The 20,589-nt window shown below is 74.5% G+C and carries 19 protein-coding genes; 15 read left to right on the forward strand and 4 right to left on the reverse strand.

Annotated elements, in window-relative coordinates; translation table 11 throughout:
- Nucleotides 1–27 precede the first annotated feature (27 nt).
- From ACWGIS_RS20555 to ACWGIS_RS20565, 3 genes are all read right to left on the reverse strand, one after another.
- Entirely contained in the window at nt 28–768 is a 741-nt protein-coding gene (locus tag ACWGIS_RS20555; RefSeq protein WP_453363867.1) for an LON peptidase substrate-binding domain-containing protein, read from the reverse strand.
- A gap of 11 nt (nt 769–779) precedes the next feature.
- Nucleotides 780–1,820 (reverse strand): hypothetical protein, encoded by a 1,041-nt coding sequence (locus tag ACWGIS_RS20560; RefSeq protein ID WP_453363868.1) that lies wholly within the window; start codon nt 1,818–1,820, stop codon nt 780–782.
- A 142-nt stretch (nt 1,821–1,962) separates the two neighbouring features.
- The gene (locus tag ACWGIS_RS20565) at nt 1,963–3,543 is read right to left on the reverse strand and encodes an oxidoreductase (RefSeq protein ID WP_453363869.1); all 1,581 of its coding nucleotides are present in this window, start codon (nt 3,541–3,543) and stop codon (nt 1,963–1,965) included.
- 209 nt (nt 3,544–3,752) lie between these two features.
- Between ACWGIS_RS20565 and hisD the strand changes: the two genes are divergently transcribed.
- From hisD to ACWGIS_RS20630, 13 genes are all read left to right on the forward strand, one after another.
- Nucleotides 3,753–5,075: a histidinol dehydrogenase gene (hisD, locus tag ACWGIS_RS20570; protein WP_453363870.1), complete on the forward strand. Its 1,323-nt coding sequence runs from the start codon at nt 3,753–3,755 to the stop codon at nt 5,073–5,075.
- On the forward strand, nt 5,072–6,208 hold the full coding sequence (locus ACWGIS_RS20575; RefSeq protein WP_453363871.1) for a histidinol-phosphate transaminase: 1,137 nt from the start codon (nt 5,072–5,074) through the stop codon (nt 6,206–6,208). Before hisD ends, ACWGIS_RS20575 begins: the two co-directional genes overlap by 4 nt.
- The gene (gene hisB / locus ACWGIS_RS20580) at nt 6,205–6,798 is read left to right on the forward strand and encodes an imidazoleglycerol-phosphate dehydratase HisB (protein ID WP_355783631.1); all 594 of its coding nucleotides are present in this window, start codon (nt 6,205–6,207) and stop codon (nt 6,796–6,798) included. The genes ACWGIS_RS20575 and hisB overlap by 4 nt, the downstream gene beginning before the upstream one ends.
- Nucleotides 6,795–6,959: a hypothetical protein gene (locus ACWGIS_RS20585; RefSeq protein ID WP_453363872.1), complete on the forward strand. Its 165-nt coding sequence runs from the start codon at nt 6,795–6,797 to the stop codon at nt 6,957–6,959. The genes hisB and ACWGIS_RS20585 overlap by 4 nt, the downstream gene beginning before the upstream one ends.
- Nucleotides 6,950–7,597 carry an imidazole glycerol phosphate synthase subunit HisH gene (gene hisH, locus ACWGIS_RS20590; RefSeq protein ID WP_453363873.1) on the forward strand — a complete coding sequence of 216 codons (648 nt, stop codon included), beginning with the start codon at nt 6,950–6,952 and terminating at the stop codon, nt 7,595–7,597. The genes ACWGIS_RS20585 and hisH overlap by 10 nt, the downstream gene beginning before the upstream one ends.
- Nucleotides 7,597–8,325: a bifunctional 1-(5-phosphoribosyl)-5-((5-phosphoribosylamino)methylideneamino)imidazole-4-carboxamide isomerase/phosphoribosylanthranilate isomerase PriA gene (priA, locus tag ACWGIS_RS20595; protein WP_453363874.1), complete on the forward strand. Its 729-nt coding sequence runs from the start codon at nt 7,597–7,599 to the stop codon at nt 8,323–8,325. Before hisH ends, priA begins: the two co-directional genes overlap by 1 nt.
- On the forward strand, nt 8,322–8,720 hold the full coding sequence (locus ACWGIS_RS20600; protein ID WP_453363875.1) for a RidA family protein: 399 nt from the start codon (nt 8,322–8,324) through the stop codon (nt 8,718–8,720). The genes priA and ACWGIS_RS20600 overlap by 4 nt, the downstream gene beginning before the upstream one ends.
- The gene (gene hisF, locus ACWGIS_RS20605; RefSeq protein ID WP_453363876.1) at nt 8,717–9,472 is read left to right on the forward strand and encodes an imidazole glycerol phosphate synthase subunit HisF; all 756 of its coding nucleotides are present in this window, start codon (nt 8,717–8,719) and stop codon (nt 9,470–9,472) included. The genes ACWGIS_RS20600 and hisF overlap by 4 nt, the downstream gene beginning before the upstream one ends.
- A gap of 281 nt (nt 9,473–9,753) precedes the next feature.
- Complete coding sequence (bdeA, locus tag ACWGIS_RS20610; protein ID WP_453363877.1) at nt 9,754–10,716, forward strand: bis(hydroxyethyl) terephthalate hydrolase; 963 nt, start codon at nt 9,754–9,756, stop codon at nt 10,714–10,716.
- A gap of 964 nt (nt 10,717–11,680) precedes the next feature.
- A complete protein-coding gene (locus tag ACWGIS_RS20615) occupies nt 11,681–14,017 on the forward strand; it encodes a LuxR C-terminal-related transcriptional regulator (RefSeq protein WP_453363878.1) in 2,337 nt (778 codons plus the stop codon).
- A 116-nt stretch (nt 14,018–14,133) separates the two neighbouring features.
- Complete coding sequence (locus ACWGIS_RS20620) at nt 14,134–15,669, forward strand: PucR family transcriptional regulator (RefSeq protein WP_453363879.1); 1,536 nt, start codon at nt 14,134–14,136, stop codon at nt 15,667–15,669.
- Between the two features lie 36 nt (nt 15,670–15,705).
- The gene (locus ACWGIS_RS20625) at nt 15,706–16,293 is read left to right on the forward strand and encodes an ArsR/SmtB family transcription factor (RefSeq protein WP_453363880.1); all 588 of its coding nucleotides are present in this window, start codon (nt 15,706–15,708) and stop codon (nt 16,291–16,293) included.
- A gap of 118 nt (nt 16,294–16,411) precedes the next feature.
- Nucleotides 16,412–17,626, forward strand: a complete 1,215-nt coding sequence (locus ACWGIS_RS20630) for an MFS transporter (protein WP_453363937.1) — start codon at nt 16,412–16,414, stop codon at nt 17,624–17,626.
- A 309-nt stretch (nt 17,627–17,935) separates the two neighbouring features.
- On the opposite strand, the gene ACWGIS_RS20635 is transcribed toward ACWGIS_RS20630, so the two are convergent.
- Nucleotides 17,936–18,571, reverse strand: coding sequence for a TIGR03085 family metal-binding protein (locus ACWGIS_RS20635; RefSeq protein WP_453363881.1), 636 nt, complete (start codon nt 18,569–18,571; stop codon nt 17,936–17,938).
- Between the two features lie 111 nt (nt 18,572–18,682).
- Between ACWGIS_RS20635 and hisI the strand changes: the two genes are divergently transcribed.
- Together hisI and ACWGIS_RS20645 are read left to right on the forward strand one after the other, a co-directional pair.
- A complete protein-coding gene (hisI, locus tag ACWGIS_RS20640) occupies nt 18,683–19,084 on the forward strand; it encodes a phosphoribosyl-AMP cyclohydrolase (protein WP_453363882.1) in 402 nt (133 codons plus the stop codon).
- Nucleotides 19,085–19,095: 11 nt separating this feature from the next.
- The gene (locus tag ACWGIS_RS20645) at nt 19,096–20,574 is read left to right on the forward strand and encodes an anthranilate synthase component I (RefSeq protein WP_453363883.1); all 1,479 of its coding nucleotides are present in this window, start codon (nt 19,096–19,098) and stop codon (nt 20,572–20,574) included.
- The last annotated feature ends 15 nt before the right edge of the window (nt 20,575–20,589 follow it).

Genomic DNA, 20,589 nt, shown 5'->3' on the forward strand with positions numbered 1-20,589 from the left:
GGATCCGGGAGACGGGTCGGGGAGCCGTCAGTTCGGGCTCGTCGGGCCGCGCGTCAGCTCCGACGCCGGCAACGACGGCAGATTACGGATGATCGCCGTCTCCGCGCGCAGGAGTTTCAGCTCGTCGCGCAGGCGTGAGGCGGTGTCCGGGGCTTGGAGCAGCCGCTGCTTCACCGGGATGTCGTGCATCATGGCCGCCGCGACGAGGTACGAGACGACGGACGGCTCGTCCGGCAGGTCCGCGCCGGTCGCCAGTGAGCGCTCCCGCGCGCCGGCCAGCCGCTTCTGGTACTGCCGGAAGGCCCGCAGGACGCCCTCGGCGAGCGCCCCGGCCTCGTCACCGGGCTCCTCCTCCAGCTCCTCCAGCTCGGCCGTGAGGTACGCGCCGGACGCGTCCACGGACAGCAGCCGGACGCGGGTCGTGCCGGTGGCCAGCACCTCGAAGCTGCCGTCGGCGCGCTCACGGACGGTCGCCGCGTCCGCGACGCAGCCCACCTCGTGGAAGGCGGCGGCGGGCTCGTCCCCGAAGCCGGCGGCGGGACCGCGCTCCAGTACGGCCGTCGGGTCCGGCATGCCGGGCCCGGTGGGCGCGACCTCGTGGCCGTCGCGGATGGCGACGACGGCGAACCGGCGCGGTTCGTCCTCGGGGGTTTTCAGGAGATCGCGCATCATGGCGCGATAGCGCTCCTCGAAGATGTTCAGGGGCAGCACGAGGCCCGGGAACAGAACCGAGTTGAGCGGGAAGAGCGGGAGCCGGACGGTGGTCACGACGGCAAAGCCTAGTGGTCGCCGGTGGCGCGGCGTCCGCCCCGCCCACCCTGTGGATGGCCGGACGGCCCGCGCGTGCCCAGCGGCAGCCCGGAGGCGACCTCCAGACGGATCCCGTCCCGCAGCTCGAGGAACTGCCCCAGCGGGTCGTCCGAGATCCGGTCCCAGGGGAACGAGGTGGCGTACGGGCCGATCTGCCGCAGCTGGTCGAGTGCGTCCTGCCAGCGGTCGAGCGTGATGAGCACGTAGGTCAGGAGGTTGCGGACCTCCGCGGGCCAGGGGTCGGCGGCCGGGTAGGCGGCGGAGACCTCGATGGCGAGGTCGGCCGCCGTGTCGAGACGCCGGCGCGGCACCGCGGGCCCGCCGCCCTCGGTCAGGTAGGCGAAGGCCGCCCGGACGGGCAGGGCCCGCACCAGGGAGCCGGGCAGGGCGTCCTGCGCCGCCCGCTCGGCGAAGTCGAAGCACTCGCGGTGGGAGCCGTACCAGGCCGCGGAGAGGTACTGGAGCGCCGCCACGTGGCAGCCGTAGTGGTGCGGGGAACGGCGTACGGCCTCGCCCCACAGCTGCTCGAACTCGGAGTGCCCGGCGTTCGTGCCGCGGGCGTGGTCGAGCGCGATCCGCCAGGGCACCGGATCGCGCGGGTCGGCCTCGGCGGCGGCGGTGACGAGCGGGGCGACCTGGCGCAGCAGCTCGGCGCGGGCGGGCGACTCCCAGCCCCGGCGCACCGCCAGTTCGGCCCGGACGAGCAGGGCGTCGGCGTCGTGCGGCGCGGCGGCCTGCCAGGCGCGCAGCCATCCGTCGCGCGAGCGGGCGAAGGCGGCCAGGCGGATCGCGTAGCGGTCGCGGCTCTCCCACTCGGCGGCGTCGCGCGTGCCGGCCAGGAGCTTGGCGGCGGGCCCGTACTCGCCGCCGCCCGCGGCGACGAGCGCGGGGCCCAGCCGCTCGTCGGGCGCGTCGAGGAGCACCTCGTCGTCGGTGGGCAGTCCGGCCGCGAGGCGCGACGTGTGCGTCGCCATCCGGGCGGTACGAAGGAGCGCGCGCAGCAGTGCCATGGTGGGCCCATTGAAAACCGCAGGTGGGGACAGGGCCAGGGGGTATGCGGTGACGCTTTCGTAACCCTCTCCCGGTTGCCCGCCCGAGGGTCAAGGAAAGGTAAAAGATGACGGGTGTTCACCTCTCGGCGGCCGGGAGCCGTCAGTTCCTGCGCAGGGTGCGGGTCGCGCCCGCCGCCACGGTCGTCGCCAGGATCCAGCCCAGCAGGATCACCACCGCCGCCAGCCACTGCCATCCGCCCCGCAGTTGCCAGTAACCCACCTGGCCCAGGTCGATGACGGGCAGCAGCAGGTCCAGCGCGAACAGGGAGGGGTTCCACGGCGGATGCTCGCCGTCCTTGATCGGCGGATGGCTCGCGTGGGCGAAGGCGAACGAGCCGGCCGCCCACAGCACCGCCATCCACACCGCGGCCCGGCCCGGCCGGTACCCGTAGGCGACCGCCCAGTCCTGGGCGTACCCCCACAGCTTGCCCGCGAGCGGCAGCGTCTCGCGGCGCCGGCGCTGCTTCTCCAGGAGCACCTCGCGCGCGTCCTCGTCCTCACCGGAACCGCGCAGCACGGCCGCGAGGCGTTCGTAGGGCTCCGGGTTGTACTCGGCGGTCGCCGCGGCCACCCACTCCAGGCGCCGGGTCAGCGGGAAGGCGCCCTGCGGCACCAGGTTCTCGTAGCCGAAGCCGCCCATGTGCAGGCTGCCCGGGCCCGGCCAGCTGGCCGCCCTGTCGACCAGGTTCACCACTCGCGCGCCCGACAGGACGACCTTGCCGCGCTCGGGCCGCTCCCCGAGGAACCGCAGCTCCGGCGTCTGGACCCGGCGCAGGGACAGCTCCTGGTCGTCCTCGAAGACGAACCGGGCCTGGTCGAGGTCCAGGGCGTCCCCGAACCGGCCGTCGTCCAGCCGGACGCCGCCCTGGCACACGAAGCGCTGGAGGCGGGTGCCGCGCGCCGGGGTGCCGCCGCCGGCCAGCAGCGGACCGCCGACGCCGGCCGGGGTCAGGTAGAGCGTCCGTTCGACCGTCAGCTGGGGCGCGTTCAGGGCGAGGCGGCCGTAGGGGTTGGCGAGGCGGCTGCCGCGCAGGCTGAGCGAGACGCCGACCTGGGCGCCGCGCAGACTCAGCTCGCCGTGCGACTCCAGCATCTCCGCCTGGAGGTCCTGGCCCACGCTCATGCCGTCGGCGGTGATCGAGCGCATCCGCCGGTCCCGGTAGACGACGGCCTGGTTCAGCAGCAGGTCCGTGCCGATCCGGGCGTCGGTGAGCCGGACGCCGTTGTGGAAGCGGCAGCGCGGCAGATGGAGGTCGCCCTCGGTGTGCAGCCGGGCCGCCTCCAGCCGCGGGACCGAGCAGTCGACCAGGCGCACGGTGGTGAACCGGGCCTCCGGCAGCAGGACCTCCTTCTCGAATCGGCACCCCTTCAGCTCCAGGTACGGCTGGATCGTGCCGCCCGCCAGGTCGAGGGTGTCCATGATCTGCACGCCCGTCAGCTTCAGGGAGGAGACGCGGCCGTCCAGCGCCGGCGGTCCGTCCAGCAGCAGCCACGCCACGATCCTGGCCCGTACGCTGCGCTCGGGTCCCCAGGGGTGGCCCCCGTGCGGATCGTCCACGACGGTGTCGCCGCTCCGCAGGTCGTAGACGCTGCCGTTGCGGAAGGCCTGCCACATGCCGGCCTCGGCGGCGGTCAGGTCGTCCGGCAGGTCCCCGTTCCTGACGCCGGCACCCTCGGTCACGTGTCTCCCTTCCGCCCCGGCTACTCGCCGGTTTCGCACACCCGTTCAATGCCCGTTCGGTGACGGGCGGAACGCTAGCGGTGACGGCCGTCTCCCGGGGCCACTGTCGGCCACCGGTTCCGGCCACGGCCGGGCCGTCTGTCCAGGTCTTGTATCAGCCATTGATACGGGCGTCCGGTGCCCGACGGCGGTCTGAGAGAATTGGCCATGTGATCTCCCGAATCGATCTGCGCGGCGACGCCCTCCCCGAGGGCTCCGCCCTGCGCGACCTGCTGCCCCGAGCCGACTTCGACGTTGCGGCCGCCATGGAGAAGGTGCGTCCGATCTGCGAGGCCGTGCATCATCGGGGCGACGCGGCGCTGATCGACTACGCGGAGAAGTTCGACGGCGTACGCCTGGAGTCCGTCCGCGTCCCCGTCCAGGCCCTCACCGACGCCCTGGAGCGGCTCGACCCCGCCGTGCGCGCGGCCCTGGAGGAATCCGTCAGGCGCGCCCGGATGGTCCACCGCGCCCAGCGCCGCACCCCGCACACCACCCAGGTCGTGCCCGGCGGCTCGGTCACCGAGAAGTGGGTCCCCGTCGGCCGGGTCGGGCTGTACGCGCCCGGCGGCCGCTCGGTCTACCCCTCGTCCGTGGTCATGAACGTGGTCCCGGCGCAGGAGGCCGGCGTCGGGTCCATCGCGCTCGCCTCCCCGGCCCAGGCCGAGTTCGGCGGCCTGCCGCACCCGACCATCCTCGCGGCCTGCGCCCTCCTCGGCGTCGACGAGGTGTACGCGGCCGGCGGCGCCACGGCCGTCGCGATGTTCGCGCACGGCACCGAGTCCTGCCCCTCCGTGAACATGGTCACCGGACCCGGCAACATCTGGGTCGCCGCCGCCAAGCGCTACTTCACCGGCCGCATCGGCATCGACGCGGAGGCCGGACCCACCGAGATCGCCATCCTCGCCGACGACACCGCCGACCCGGCGCACGTCGCCTCCGACCTGATCAGCCAGGCCGAGCACGACCCGCTCGCGGCCGCCGTCCTCGTCACCGACTCGGTCGCGCTGGCCGACGCGGTCGAGAAGGAACTGGCGCCGCAGGTGGCCGCCACCAAGCACGTCGAGGACCGGATCGCCCCCGCGCTAGCGGGCCGCCAGTCCGCGATCGTGCTGGTCGACGGCGTGGAGGAGGGCCTGCGGGTGGTCGACGCGTACGGCGCCGAGCACCTGGAGATCCAGACCGCCGACGCCGCAGCCGTGGCCGAGCGGGTCACGAACGCCGGCGCGATCTTCGTCGGCCCGTGGGCGCCCGTCTCCCTCGGCGACTACTGCGCCGGCTCCAACCACGTCCTGCCCACCGGCGGCTGCGCCTGCCACTCCTCGGGCCTGAGCGTGCAGTCCTTCCTCCGCGGGATCCACATCGTCGACTACTCGCGCGACGCCCTCGCCGAGGTCGCCCACCACGTCGTGACGCTCGCCGAGGCCGAGGACCTGCCCGCCCACGGCGCCGCGGTCAAGGCCCGGTTCGGCTGGAAGGTGCCCAGCGCGTGACCGACATCGACGACCTCCCCGTCCGCGACGAACTGCGCGGCAAGTCCCCGTACGGCGCACCCCAGCTGGACGTGCCCGTCCGGCTCAACACGAACGAGAACCCGTACCCGCTGCCCGAACCGCTCGTCGAGCGGATCGCCGAGCGGGTGCGCGAGGCCGCCCGCGGCCTCAACCGCTACCCCGACCGGGACGCGGTGGAGCTGCGCACCGAGCTGGCCCGGTACCTGACGGACACCGGCAAGTACGCCGTCGGCCCGGAGAACGTCTGGGCGGCCAACGGCTCCAACGAGGTCATCCAGCAGCTGCTGCAGACCTTCGGCGGCCCCGGCCGGACCGCGATCGGCTTCGAGCCCTCGTACTCCATGCACGCGCTCATCGCGCGCGGCACGGGCACGGGCTGGATCGCCGGCCCGCGCAACGAGGACTTCACGCTCGACCTCGCGGCGGCCGAGGCGGCCGTCGCCGAGCACCGGCCGGACGTCGTCTTCATCACGACACCGAACAACCCCACCGGCAACTCGGTGCCGCCCGAGACCGTCCTCGCGCTGTACGAGGCCGCGCAGGCGGCGAAGCCGTCCATGGTCGTCATCGACGAGGCGTACGTCGAGTTCAGCCACGGGGCCTCGCTGCTGCCGCTGCTCGAAGATCGGCCGAATCTCGTCGTCTCCCGCACGATGTCGAAGGCCTTCGGCGCCGCCGGACTGCGCCTCGGCTACCTCGCCGCGCACCCCGCGGTCGTGGACGCCGTCCAGCTCGTCCGGCTGCCGTACCACCTGTCGGCCGTCACCCAGGCGACCGCGCTGGCCGCCCTGGAGCACACCGGCACCCTCCTCGGCTACGTCGAGCAGCTGAAGGCCGAGCGGGACCGGCTGGTCACCGAACTGAGCGCGCTCGGCTTCGAGGTCACCGCCTCCGACGCCAACTTCGTCCAGTTCGGGCGGTTCGAGGACGCCCACAAGGCCTGGCAGGAGATCCTCGACCGGGGCGTCCTGGTCCGGGACAACGGCGTACCGGGCCGGCTGAGGGTCTCCGCGGGCACCCCCGCCGAGAACGACGCGTTCCTGGACGCGGTCCGTGAACTACCGAGTCTCGTGGGGTTCACCCCCACACCCCCGAAGGAGCAGAGCGCATGAGCCGCGTAGGCCGCGTGGAACGTACGACGAAGGAGACGTCGGTCGTCGTCGAGATCAACCTCGACGGCACCGGCAAGGTCGATGTGGCGACCGGCGTCGGCTTCTACGACCACATGCTCGACCAGCTCGGCCGGCACGGTCTGTTCGACCTGACCGTGAAGACCGAGGGCGACCTGCACATCGACTCGCACCACACCATCGAGGACACCGCCCTCGCGCTCGGCGCCGCCTTCCGGCAGGCCCTCGGCGACAAGGTCGGCATCTACCGCTTCGGCAACTGCACCGTCCCGCTGGACGAGTCGCTCGCCCAGGTGACCGTCGACCTCTCCGGCCGCCCCTACCTGGTGCACACCGAGCCCGAGAACATGGCGCCGATGATCGGCGAGTACGACACGACGATGACCCGGCACATCCTGGAGTCCTTCGTCGCCCAGGCCCAGATCGCCCTGCACGTGCACGTGCCCTACGGGCGCAACGCGCACCACATCGTGGAGTGCCAGTTCAAGGCGCTGGCCCGCGCCCTGCGGTACGCCTCCGAACACGACCCGCGCGCCGCGGGCATCCTCCCCTCCACGAAGGGCGCACTGTGACCGGCCTGTCGAGCATCCTGATCGTCGTCGGCCTCTTCCTGCTCGGCGGCGTCTACTCCTTCGCCAAGCAGCAGATGCCCAAGGGCCTGATCGTGCTGCTGTCCATCGGCGCCGCGATGTGCCTGCTCGCGGGCGTCGTACGCCTGGAGGTGTGGAATTGAGCACCGCGAAGAAGGTCGTCGTCTTCGACTACGGCTTCGGCAACGTGCGGTCGGCCGAGCGGGCCCTCGCCCGCACCGGGGCCGACGTCGAGATCACGCGTGACTTCGACCGGGCCATGAACGCGGACGGGCTGCTGGTGCCGGGCGTCGGCGCCTTCGCCTCCTGCATGCAGGGGCTGAAGGAGGCGCGAGGCGACTGGATCGTGGGCCGGCGGCTCGCGGGCGGCCGCCCGGTGATGGGCATCTGCGTCGGGATGCAGATCCTCTTCGCCCGCGGCATCGAGCACGGCGTGGAGACCGAGGGCCTGGACGAGTGGCCCGGCGCGGTCGAGCCGCTCCAGGCCGACATCGTGCCGCACATGGGCTGGAACACCGTCGAGGCCCCGGCCGGCTCCCAGCTCTTCGCGGGACTCGACGCCGACGCGCGCTTCTACTTCGTGCACTCCTACGCCGTCCACGACTGGTCCCTGGAGATCACGAACCCGGCGCTGCGGGCACCCCTGGTGACCTGGTCGACGCACGGCAAGCCGTTCGTGGCGGCCGTCGAGAACGGCGCCCTGTGGGCCACCCAGTTCCACCCCGAGAAGTCCGGCGACGCCGGAGCGCAGCTGCTGAACAACTGGATCGGAACCCTCTGATGCCTTCGAAGCTCGAACTCCTCCCCGCCGTGGACGTCCGCGACGGCCAGGCCGTCCGCCTGGTGCACGGCGAGTCCGGGACGGAGACGTCGTACGGCTCCCCGCTGGAGGCCGCCCTCGCCTGGCAGAACGCGGGCGCGGAGTGGCTGCACCTGGTCGACCTGGACGCCGCCTTCGGCACCGGCGACAACCGCGCGCTGATCGCCGAGGTCGCCGGCGCCATGGACATCAAGGTGGAGCTGTCCGGCGGCATCCGCGACGACGACACCCTCGCCGCCGCCCTCGCCACCGGCTGCACCCGGGTCAACCTCGGCACCGCGGCCCTGGAGACCCCCGAGTGGGTCGCCAAGGTCATCGCCGAGCACGGCGACAAGATCGCGGTCGGCCTCGACGTACGCGGCACGACCCTGCGCGGCCGCGGCTGGACCCGCGACGGCGGCGACCTCTACGAGACGCTGGCCCGCCTCGACGCCGAGGGCTGCGCGCGCTACGTCGTCACCGACATCGCCAAGGACGGCACCCTCCAGGGCCCCAACCTGGAACTGCTGCGCAACGTGTGCGCGGTGACGGACCGCCCGGTGGTGGCCTCCGGCGGCGTGTCCTCCCTGGACGACCTGCGCGCCATCGCCGAACTCGTGCCGCTCGGTGTCGAAGGCTCGATCGTAGGGAAGGCGCTGTACGCGAAGGCGTTCACCCTGGAAGAGGCCCTGGAGGCGGTTGCCCAGTGAGCGACGTACGACGTGTGACGACGGGCGCGCCCTGGGAGGACACCTTCGGGTACTCCCGCGCGGTGCAGCTCCCCAACGGCCTGGTGCTGGTCTCCGGCTGCACCTCAGTCGTGGACGGCGAGATGGCCGGTGGCGGCCCCTACGAGCAGACGCTGAACGCCTTCGACGTGGCGTTCGCGGCACTGAAGGAGCTGGGTCTCGGGCGCGAGGACGTCGTCCGTACGCGGCTGTACCTGACGCACGCCCGTGACGTGGAGGACGTGGGCCGCGCGCACAAGGAGCTGTTCGACTCCGTGCGGCCCGCCGCGTCCCTGCTCATCGTCTCCGGCTTCGTCGACCCCAGCCTGGTCGTCGAGGTCGAGGTGGAGGCCTACCGGGGAGGGTCCGCGCCGTGACCCTCGCCGTACGCGTCATCCCCTGCCTGGACGTGGACGACGGCCGGGTCGTCAAGGGCGTCAACTTCCAGAACCTGCGCGACGCGGGCGACCCCGTCGAGATGGCCAAGGTGTACGACGCCGAGGGCGCCGACGAGCTGACGTTCCTGGACATCACCGCGTCCTCGGGCAACCGCGAGACCACCTACGACGTGGTGCGCCGCACCGCCGAGCAGGTCTTCATCCCGCTCACGGTCGGCGGCGGTGTGCGCACCGCCGAGGACGTGGACAAGCTGCTGCGGGCCGGTGCGGACAAGGTCGGCGTCAACACGGCCGCCATCGCCCGCCCGGACCTCATCCGAGAGATCGCCGAGCGCTTCGGCCGGCAGGTGCTGGTCCTGTCGGTGGACGCGCGCCGCACGGACACGGGCTCCTTCGAGGTCACCACGCACGGCGGCCGCAAGGGCACCGGCATCGACGCCGTCGAGTGGGCGCACGAGGCCGCCGAGCTGGGCGCGGGCGAGATCCTGCTCAACTCGATGGACGCCGACGGCACGAAGAACGGCTACGACATCGAGATGATCGAGGCCGTCCGCAAGCACGTCGGCGTGCCGCTGATCGCCAGCGGGGGAGCCGGACGGCTGGGCGACTTCCCGCCCGCCGTGGCGGCGGGCGCCGACGCGGTGCTGGCCGCGTCCGTCTTCCACTTCGGTGATCTGCGCATCGGCCAGGTGAAGGAGACGCTGCGGGAAGCCGGACACCCCGTCCGCTGACCCCGCCCGCCCAGGCCCTTTCGACGGCCCGTACCGGGCAGCCTCCACGGCTGCCGGGTACGGGCCGTCCGCCGTGTGCCGGGCACCGGGGCGGGCCCGGTCCGGGTGCGGGTCCGGGGGGAGACCGGTGATTCTGCCGATGTGCGGGCGCGGGCGGGCCGGGACAGTTGCCGCTGCAACCACCCGAGACGGACCCCGCCGTTCCGCAGGCGTTCACCTTCCGGCGCCCCACGCCATGGAAACGCCTGCCGGCGGCAGGGTCCGTCGACCCTCCCGAGAGGATGCACACCGTCGTGCAGCAGCCGAGCAGCGCACTCCCCACCGCCGCCCCCGCCGGTTCCCGGCCGAGCCGCCTGAAGTCCCGCCTCGTACGGTCCGGCGTCGCGGCCGTCCTGGCCGTCGGCGGACTCGTCGCCGGCCAGGCCACCGGAGCCCAGGCCGCCGTGACGGAGGCCGCCGCGAACCCCTACGAGCGGGGTCCGGCGCCGACCGAGTCGAGCATCGAGGCCCTGCGCGGCCCGTACGCCGTCTCCGAGACCTCCGTCTCGTCCCTCTCCGTCACCGGCTTCGGCGGCGGCACCATCTACTACCCGACCTCGACCAGCGACGGCACCTTCGGCGCCATCGCCATCTCGCCCGGGTACACCGCCTATCAGTCGTCCATCGCCTGGCTCGGACCGCGCCTCGCCTCCCAGGGCTTCGTGGTGTTCACCATCGACACCAACACCACGCTGGACCAGCCCGCCAGCCGCGGCGACCAGCTGCTGTCCGCGCTGGACTACCTGACCACGCGCAGCACCGTCCGCACGCGCATCGACAGCACCCGGCTGGGCGTCATGGGCCACTCCATGGGCGGCGGAGGCACCCTGGAGGCGGCCAAGGACCGTCCCTCGCTCCAGGCGGCGATCCCGCTCACCGGCTGGAACCTCGACAAGAGCTGGCCGGAGATCAAGACGCCGACCCTGATCTTCGGGGCCGACGGCGACACGATCGCGCCGGTGGCCTCGCACTCCGAGCCGTTCTACACGAGCCTGCCCAGCTCGCTCGACAAGGCGTACCTGGAGCTGAACGGCGCCACGCACTTCACGCCCAACAGCTCCAACACGACGATCGCGAAGTACAGCATTTCGTGGCTGAAGCGGTTCATCGACAACGACACCCGCTACGAGCAGTTCCTCTGCCCGCTGCCGCGCCCGTCCCTCTCGATCGAGGAGTACCGCGGCAACTGCCCGCACACCTCCTGACCCCGCCGGCTCCGGCCGGTCCTGACGGCTCCGCCTGAGCCCGGAAGGACCGCCGGACCCCGGTGCACCGATGACGGCCGTGTGACACGCGGCCGTCATCGGCGTGTCGGGAGTTCCCCGGCCCTGACTCGCCCCGTGCGCGAGGGCGTTGACGGGCCGTGAGGGCCCCGGGCACTGTGCGGCTGCACAAGCTTGCCTCGCCGGGGCTGGGACGGTGCCCATCGCGCACCGTGCCGTCGGGCACCTTTGAGCTGGTCACGTGGGGTGCCGGGACGAGCGGAACAAGTGAAGGCGGGACTTCCGCGTTCGGTTACGCGGAAGTAACGTAACGGACGTGACCGGAATGACGACTGAGCGAAGTCCTCTCCGGATATACGACCGGAGTGCTGAACCGCCGCCCGCAGGGGAGGCGTTGGAGGAGCCCGGGGGAAGCGCCGGCCAGGTGCCGTCGCCCGTCCCCGGGCACGCTCCCGGACCGGGGCCCGGGCCGGCCCCCGCCTGGGCGCCGGCCTGCGCTCCGGTGGCCGGACCGCCCGACGGGCGGCCACCCGGCACCGGACAGCCCCCGTCGCGGGGAGGGGACGCGACGGGGGCCCCGGCCCCAACGCCGTCCGATCCTTCGCCCGTTGACGTACCGGCGTCCGCCGTATACGCCGACGCGCCCTCCGGAACGGTCACCGCCACGCGGGCCGCCGTGGACGGTGAGGCGTCCGGCGAGGGCCTGAGCGGAGCAACTGCCGCGGTCCTACGCGGAAGTTGCGCCGGTACGAGTGGTCCGGTGTCCGGCGGGGGCCGGCGTGCCGCGTCGGGTGAGGAGCCGCGTGAGGGGGCCGGGAGTGCACCGGCGCCCGGTGCCGTACCCGGTGGTGCCGTCGCGGATCACGGCGGTGCGTCCGCCGGGCCGGGCGGGCCGCCCTTCGGCGAGGACGCGCATGACGGTGGACTTCCGCTCGCGGTCAGGGAGTTGCTGCTGCTGGCGGCGGCCGAGCAGGAGCGGGACGCGGGGGCCGCGGGAGTGGACGCGGGGGTCGTGCTGCGAGCCGCCGGGGCGGCCGGGCTGGACGCCGGTGCCGTCGAGGCGGCGGAGGCCGCGGGGGCCGTCCGGCTGGCCGGGGGCCGCCTGCGCTTCACGGACCCGGACCTGCCCCGCTCGGTCTACACCGCCGCCCCGCGCGCCCACCGCCGCGCCGCCCACCGCCTGCTGGCGGACGCCTTCGCCCCGGACCGGTGTACGGGGCACTCCCTGCCCTCGCGTTCCGTCCCGGAGGAGGGCGCCGTCGCCGGGTCCGGTGCTGTGCCCTCTGCTGAAGTGGCTCAAGACCGACGGAGGTTGTCGGGACGAGGCTCGGGCGAGGCCGAGGTCTCGCCGGGGGCTGGCGTGTCCGGTGCCGGGGACGCGCAGGTGGAGCCGTCACCCGGCGGACGCGGTCCGGCGGTGGGGGGTGCCGTGTCCGGGTCCTGCGGTGTCGACGGCGGCCCGGGGGACGGTCCGCCGACACCGACCGCGGGAGCGCCCGCGGGTTCCCTCGGCGCGGAATCCGCGGGCGGGCCGGAGGACGTGCTCGGCGAGGAGCGGTGGGCGCTGGCGGTGCTGTACCACCGGGCCTCCGCCGTCGAGGGTCCGGCGCCGGACCTGGGCGACGAACTGGCCGCCGCCGCGGGCGCCGAACCCGGCCCGTACCGGCGGCCCACGCACCCGGAGCGGGCCGCGGCCTACGCGCGGGCCGCCGAACTCGCCGCGGACGCCGGCCCGCGGGCCGCCCGGCTGACGGCGGCGGCGGAGCACGCCCGGCTCGGCGGACTCCCGCACCTGGCGCGGGAGTTGCTGGAGGCGGCCGGCTGCGAGGATCTGCCCGAGGCGTTGCGCGGCGCCGCCGAACTCGTCCGCGGTCTGCTCTCCCTGGGGGACGGCCCGGTCGCCGACGCCCGCGAGACGCTGCTCCTGGCCGCCGAACTGCTCGCCCCGCACGACTCCGCCCGCTCCCGCGCCGCCCGGCTCGCCGCCATGGAGGCGGCCTGGGCGGCGGGCGACGCCGCTGCGTACGTGGAGGCGCTGGAGCACCCCTCCGCCCGCACCGACCCCGACCGGCGCCTGGCCGGCTACCGAGCCGGGATGGCCGCGGTGATGCGCGGACGCCTGCACGCCGGACGGGAGCGGCTGCGGGGATACCTGGCGAGCGGCGCCACCGACGCCGCCGACGACCCGGAACGCCTGCTGCGCACCGGGGTGGCCGCCCTCGTCGTCGGCGACCTCGCGGCGGCCGGCCGGATCAACTCCCGTGCCCTGGCCGTCGTCCGGGCCCGGGGGCCGTACGTCCTCGTGCCGCAGGCCCTGGAGCACCTCGCCTACGGGGAGCTGCGCGCCGGCCGCCATGCCCGCGCCCGCGCCCACGCCGAGGAGGGTCTGCGCAGCGCCCTCGCCACCGGCCAGCACAACATCGCCGCGCACCACCACGCGATCCTCGCCCTCGCGGCCTCCGTCGAGGGCGACCCCGGTGCCGTGGCCGAACACGCCACCGCCGCCGAGCGCGTGGCCGCGCCGCACGGCCTGGTCCAGGCGGCCACCCTGGCCCAGTGGGCGCGGGCCCGCGCCGACCTGGGCCGGGGCCGGGTCCCGGAGGCCGCCGCGCGCCTCGGCCCGCTGGTCGGTCCCGGCCCCCGGCACGGTCACTTCGCCGTGCGCATGCTGGCCATCCCCTGCTTCGTGGAGGCGTCGGCGCGCGCCGGGCAGCCGGAGGCCGCCCGTTCGGCGGTGGCCGAGTTCGCCCGCTGGGCCGCGCAGGGCGCCGACCCGCAGGCCCCGGCCCAGCTGGCGCGCTGCCACGCGCTGCTGGCCGGACCGGAGGAGTGCGAACCGTTCTTCGCCACGGCCCTCGCCCACCACGACCGCGCGGGCGGCGACTTCGAGCGCGGTCGCACCCTGCTGCTGTACGGGGCCTGGCTGCGGCGCCGGCGCCGGCCGGGGGAGGCCCGCGGGCGGCTCCGCGACGCCCTCGTCTCCTTCGAGCGCGGCGGCGCCCTGGGCTGGGCGACCCTGGCGCGGGCGGAGCTGCGGGCCACCGGAGAGGCGGGTGCGCAGGAGCCGCCCGGGCCGCTGGCGCTCCTCACGCCGCAGCAGCTGCGCATCGCCCGCTGTGTGGCGGAGGGCGCCACCAACCGGGAAGTGGCGCTCAGGCTGTCCGTGAGCCCGCGCACAGTCGACCACCACCTGCGGAACGTCTTCGCAGCTCTGGGGGTCCGCTCGCGTGTCGAGCTGTCCCGATTGGTGGACCGGGCGGAGAAGACCGTCGCACACCCCTAGGTACCGACCGGGCGGTATGTCATCCTGCGGACTCAGGAAGGTCCGGTGGGACCGGCGTGCCGTGCGGTGGCGCGCCGTGCCGAGCCGGGCCGAGCCGACTCCGGTGGAGGACAGCGATGCAGCACCTCGTACAGGACCACGTCCGGACCGTGTCCGGTCCGCGGCCACTCGTACCCGCCGCCCGCTCGGCCGTCGACGGGGAGGCGCTCTCCGTGCTGCACAGGGCGGCCCGGGTCCTGCTGGCGGGACTGCCCGAGCTCACGGAGCGCCTGATGGTCGTCCTGCGGGAGCGTGAGCCCGCGTACCGGGCCGCGATCCAGAGCGACATCGACAGCGTGCGCGAGGAGGTGCAGCGCTCCCTGCGGCTCAACGTGGGCTCCCTGCTGCGCCCCGGCGAACTGCGCGAGGCCGCGCGCCGCTGCTCGTGGGGGATCGGCAGGACGCGGGCCGAACGCGGTCTCCCGCTGGATGCCCTGCTGCGCGCCTTCCGGCTGGGCGGCGGGATGGTCTGGCAGGGACTGGTGGACGAGACGACGCGCCGCCACCCCTCGGACGTACGCCTCCTCGTGCACGTGGCCGCCGACGTGTGGAACTTCGTGGACGAGCACTGCGCGATCGTCGCCGACGCCTACCGCCAGACGGAACGCGAGCTGACCTGGCGCCGGGAGAACCGGCTGCGCCTGATGACCGCCGCGCTGCTGGACGGCACCGCGCGCATCTCCGACCTGCCGGCCACGGCGTCCGCGCTCGGCCTGCCCGAGCAGGGGCGGTACGCGGTCGTGCTGGCCCAGCTGCCCGCCGGCCCGGCGCTCGTGAACGGCCGGACCCCGGTGGACCTGCCGGGCCTGCGGGTGCAGTGGTACCGCGAGGGCGGCGGCGACTACGGCATCGTGCTGCTCGGCGGCCACGTCCGCGGCGAGGCCGACCGGGCGCCCGGTGACGGCGCCCGGTTCCCCGGCGCGCACGCGCACGGCGACCCGTCCCCCGGCCATGGCGGCCACCCGGCCGGCGAGGGCGTCCGCCCCCACGGCGACGGCGAGCACGACCGGGCCGACGGCGGCGACGGGGGCGCCGGCGAGGTGAGCGGGGCGCAGGAGCGGCCGCGTGCCCACGGGCTCGTCGAGGACGCCGGTGACATCGCGCGCGTGCTGTCCGCGCCACCCGGCACCCGGATCGGGCTGAGCCCGGTGGTCGACGGCCTCGCCGCCGTCGGGGACGCCCGGCGGCTCGCCGACACCGCGCTGCGCGCCTGTCCGCGCGCCGGCGGCACCGTCGTCCTGGAGGAGAACCTGCCGGCCGCCCTGGTCGTCTCCGCCCCGGCGCTCGGCGCGGCGCTCGCCGAGCGGGTGCTGGGCCCCCTGCTGCGGCTGGACCCCTCCGACCGTGACATCCTGCTGGACACCCTCACGGCCTGGCTGGCCTGCGACGGTTCGGCCCAGCGGTCGGCCGCCCGGCTCTACTGCCACCGCAACACGGTCCTGAACCGGCTGCGCCGCTGCGAGCAGCTGACGGGCCGCTCCCTGACCCGTCCGACGGACGTGGTGGAGCTCTCGCTGGCGCTGGCCGCCCGGACGCTGCTCGACCCCTGCCGGACGGGCAGGGCCGACGGTGCGGACGGCGGAAGGAGCGAAAGGAAGGTTGCGCAATATTAATTGCGCAATTTTCGCTTCGTACTCTACGCTGCCGGCATGGCCGACCATCAGCAGCGCCGTGTCACGGACCTGGGCACCCTCAAAGCGCTCGCCCATCCACTCCGCTCGCAGTTGTACCGGGCGCTGTTCCTGGCGCGGACGGCGACGGCCTCGCAGCTCGCCGAACAGGCGGGCGAGGCCGTGTCGCTGGTCAGCTACCACCTGCGCAAGCTCGCCGACCACGGTCTGATCGAGGAGGCCGAGGCGCCCCGCAAGGACGGGCGCGAGCGCTGGTGGCGGCCCGCGTCGGACGGGATCGACATCCACGAGGCGGACTTCCGGGACGCGCCGGAGAAGGCCGCCGCGCACCAGGCGGCCACCCGCCTCTTCCACGAGCAGCGCACCGAGGCCCACCGCCGCCACCTCGACGAACGCGCCACCTGGGACGAGGAGTGGCGCAACGCGTCCACCGACTCCGAGTCCCTGATGCGGCTCACGGCCGGTGAACTGTCCGCGCTGACCGGCGAACTGCTCGCCGTGTGCCGGAGATACGAGGAGCGGGGCCGGACCGCGGAGGCGGCGGGCGACACCGAGGGCCGCGAGAACGTGGCGCTGTACGTGACCGGGTTCCCGTTCCGTGACTGAGAGGACGCCGCCCGTGACTCTCGGGACCGCACCCGCCGTCGAGACCGCCCCCGCCGCCGTACGGCCCGCCCACCGCGACGGCAACGTCCTGCGCTGGCTCGGCGCCTACACGGCCTCCATGGTGGGCGACAACGTCTACTACATCGCCCTGTCCTGGGCCGCCGTCCAGGCCGGGACGCCCTCCCAGGCCGGTCTGGTGATGGCCGTGAGCGCCGTGCCCAGGGCCCTGCTGATGCTCGGCGGGGGAGTGGTCGCGGACCGGTTCGGGCCGCGGAGGGTCGTCATCGGCAGCGACGCCGTGCGGTGCGCGGCCGTCCTCGCGGTCGCCGCGCTGCTGTTCGTGTCCGCGCCGGGGCTGTGGCCGCTGGCCGCGCTCGCCCTGGTCTTCGGCACCGTGGACGCCGTCTTCATGCCAGCCGTCGGCGCCCTGCCGGCCCGCGTCACCTCGCGCGCCCAGCTCGCCCGCGTCCAGGGCATGCGCGGCCTCGCGATCCGCTTCGCCAACGTGGTGGGCGCCCCCCTCGGCGGCCTCGGCGTGGCGCTGGGCGGCGCGGCGGCCGCGTTCGGGCTCGCCGGCCTGCTGATCGCTGTCTCCGTGCCGCTGCTGGTCTCCGTCCGGATGAGGGACCTGCCCGTCGACGAGGAGCCCGCCACCCCGGCCACGCCCGGATCGTCCGCCCCTGCCGACGGGGCCCCGCAGAGCGCCGCCCACGAGGCCGCGCCGACCGCCTGGCGCGATCTCCGCGACGGCCTGCGCTACATCCGCCGCCACCCGGTGCTGGCCCCGCTGATGTTCGCCATAGCCCTGGGCGACCTGGGCTTCGTCGGCCCGCTGAACGTCGGGCTGGCCCTGCTCGCGGACCAGCGCGGCTGGGGCGCCTCCGGCATGGGCTGGGTGCTGGCCGGCTTCGGAACCGGCGCGGGGCTGGTCTCGCTGCTGGTCACGGCACGCGGCCGGCTCCCGTACGCCGGACGCGTCATGGCCGTCTCCCTCCTCCTCGGCTGCGTCGCGATCGGGTCCCTCGCGTACGTCCCCGGGGTGGTCGCCGCCGTGGGCACGGCCCTGCTCGTCGGACTCCTCGCCGGGCTCAGCGGCGTCCTGTGCGGCGCGCTGCTCCAGACCGAGACCGACCCCGCCTACCTCGGCCGGGTGAGCGCGGTGGCGGGTCTGGTCAGCCTCGGCTTCGCCCCGCTGAGCATGCCGGTGTCCGCCGCCGCCGTCGGCCTGTGGGGCACCGGCCCCGTCTTCGTCGTCAGCGCCGTCGTCTGCGGCCTGGGCGGGGTGGTCGCCCTGTGCTCGCCCCCGCTGCGCCGCGCGGAACTCCCCGCCTGAGCACGCGGGCGCTCCCCGATCCGCCGGACAGGTGAACCGACGCCCGGCGTGCACCCGGCCCGGGGGAGCCCTCTAGGCGACGGCGTGCTCTCACGCCCCGGCCGGACGCCGAGCTGCCGTCTCTGGCCAGCTCCCCGGGACCCGACGCCGGACGGCCGGCGTTCGCGCCCCGGACGCGCGCAGGCGAGGGCGCCCGGCGGCGGGGACGGCGCCCGTCGGACTCCGGACGGGCGCCCGGGTTCGCACGGCGTCCGCTGGACCCAGGGCGGGCACCCGGGGCCGCCGACGGGCCGGGGCGGGCCCCCGGGATCAGATGCCGAGCTGCTTCGCCTCGTGCAGCTTGGCGATCGCGTCCTTGTCGCCCTCCAGCTCCACCTCGGCCACGTTCTTGCGGCCGTAGGCGAACAGCAGCAGCTCCGAGGGCTCGCCGGTCACCGTGACCACCGGCGTGCCCTTGCGGGCGACCGCCGTCTGCCCGTTCGGGCGGCGCAGCACCAGACCGGTCGGCGCGCCGCGGCCCAGCAGCCGGGCCGTGCGGTCCAGCCGCGACCACAGGGCGTCCTGGAAGACGGCGTCCAGGGGCCGGGGCGTCCAGCCGGGCCGGGCCCGCCGCACGTCCTCGGTGTGGACGTAGAACTCGATCGTGTTCGACGCCTCGTCGATCTGCTTGAGCGAGAAGGGCGAGAACCGCGGAGGCCCCGTACGGATGAGCTGGATCAGCTCCTCGTACGGCTTCTCGGCGAACTCCGCCTGCACCCGTTCGAGCCGGGGCGTCAGCTGCTTGATGAGGATCCCGCCCGCGGCGTCCGCCCGCCGCTCGCGCACCACGACGTGCGCCGCGAGATCACGGGTCGTCCAGTCCCCGCACAAGGTGGGGGCCTCGGGTCCCTCGGCCTCCAACAGGTCGGCGAGGAGAAGTCGTTCACGCTTCGCATGGGTCGACATGCCAGCCAGCCTACGACCGCCGCACCCGTCCGCCCAGTGCGGGCGCGGCCCGGGGCGGTGCGCGGTCCGTCCTGTGGACGTCCGTCGGCCGGGTCCGCCCGGGGCGGCACAATGGTCGGCATGACCAGCGCGCCCCCTCCCAGCAGCCTCGACCCCGCGATCGCCGCCCGCCTCCGGCGCAGCGCCGACGGGCTCGTCCCCGCCATCGCCCAGCAGTACGACACCGGCGAGGTGCTGATGCTCGGCTGGATGGACGACGAGGCACTGCACCGCACGCTCACCACCGGCCGCTGCACCTACTGGTCGCGCAGCCGCCGGGAGTACTGGGTCAAGGGCGACACCTCGGGACACGTGCAGCACGTGCGGTCCGTGGCCCTGGACTGCGACGCCGACACCGTCCTCGTCAAGGTCGACCAGGTCGGCGCCGCCTGCCACACCGGCGACCGCACCTGCTTCGACGCCGACGTCCTGCTCGCGGACACCGCGTCCCCCGCGCCGTCCGCCGGTCAGTAGGGTCGGCCGCCATGGACCTCGAGACGTTCCGCAAGCTGGCCGCCGACCGCCGGGTCATCCCGGTCGGCCGCAAGCTCCTGGCGGACGGTGACACGCCCGTCGCCCTGTACCGCAAGCTGGCCGCCGAGCGCCCCGGCACGTTCCTGCTGGAATCGGCCGAGAACGGCCGGTCCTGGTCCCGCTACTCCTTCGTGGGCGTCCGCAGCCACGCGACCCTCACGGAGCGCGGCGGACAGGCCCACTGGCTCGGCACCCCCCCGGTCGGCGTGCCCGTCGACGGCGATCCCCTGGTCGCCCTGCGGGCCACGATCGAGGCGCTGCACACCCCGCACGAGGACGGCTTGCCGCCCTTCACCGGCGGCATGGTCGGCTACCTCGGCTACGACATCGTGCGCCGCCTGGAGAAGATCGGCCCCGGCGAGCGGGACGACCTGCGGCTGCCCGAGCTGACCATGCTGCTCACCAGCGACCTCGCCGTCCTCGACCACTGGGACGGCACGGTCCAGCTGATCGCCAACGCGATCAACCACAACGACCTCGACACCGGGGTCGACGAGGCGTACGCCCACGCCGTGGCCCGCCTCGACGCCATGGAGGCGGACCTCTCCCGGGCGGTCTCCCAGCCGCCGGCCGCGCTCCCGCCGTCCGAGCTGCCCGAGTACACCGCGCTGTGGGGCGGACCGCAGTACCAGGACGCCGTCGAGGACATCAAGGAGCGCATCCGGGCGGGCGAGGCCTTCCAGGTCGTCCCCTCCCAGCGCTTCGAGACCCCCTGCACGGCGAGCGCGCTGGACGTCTACCGCGTCCTGCGGGCCACGAACCCGTCGCCGTACATGTACCTCTTCCGCTTCGACGGCTTCGACGTCGTCGGGTCGTCCCCCGAGGCCCTGGTCAAGGTCGAGGACGGGCAGGCGATGGTCCACCCCATCGCGGGCACCCGGCCGCGCGGCGCCACCGTCCAGGAGGACCAGGCGCTCGCCGACGAGCTGATCGCCGACCCCAAGGAGCGCGCCGAGCACCTGATGCTCGTGGACCTCGGGCGCAACGACCTCGGCCGGGTCTGCGAGCCCGGCTCCGTCGAGGTCGTCGACTTCATGTCCATCGAGCGGTACTCGCACGTCATGCACATCGTCTCGACGGTCACCGGCCGCGTCGCCGAGGGCCGCACCGCCTTCGACGTGCTGACCGCCTGCTTCCCGGCGGGCACCCTCTCGGGGGCGCCCAAGCCGCGCGCCATGCAGATCATCGACGAACTGGAGCCGTCCCGGCGCGGCCTGTACGGCGGCTGCGTCGGCTACCTGGACTTCGCCGGCGACTCCGACACCGCCATCGCCATCCGTACCGCGCTGCTGCGGGACGGCACGGCGTACGTGCAGGCCGGCGCCGGGGTGGTGGCCGACTCGGACCCGGCCGCGGAGGACGCCGAGTGCCGGAACAAGGCCGCGGCCGTGCTCCGCGCGGTGCACACGGCGAACCGGCTCGGCCGATAGGACGAGTCTCACGTG

This window comes from Streptomyces sp. NPDC054842, assembly GCF_053611025.1.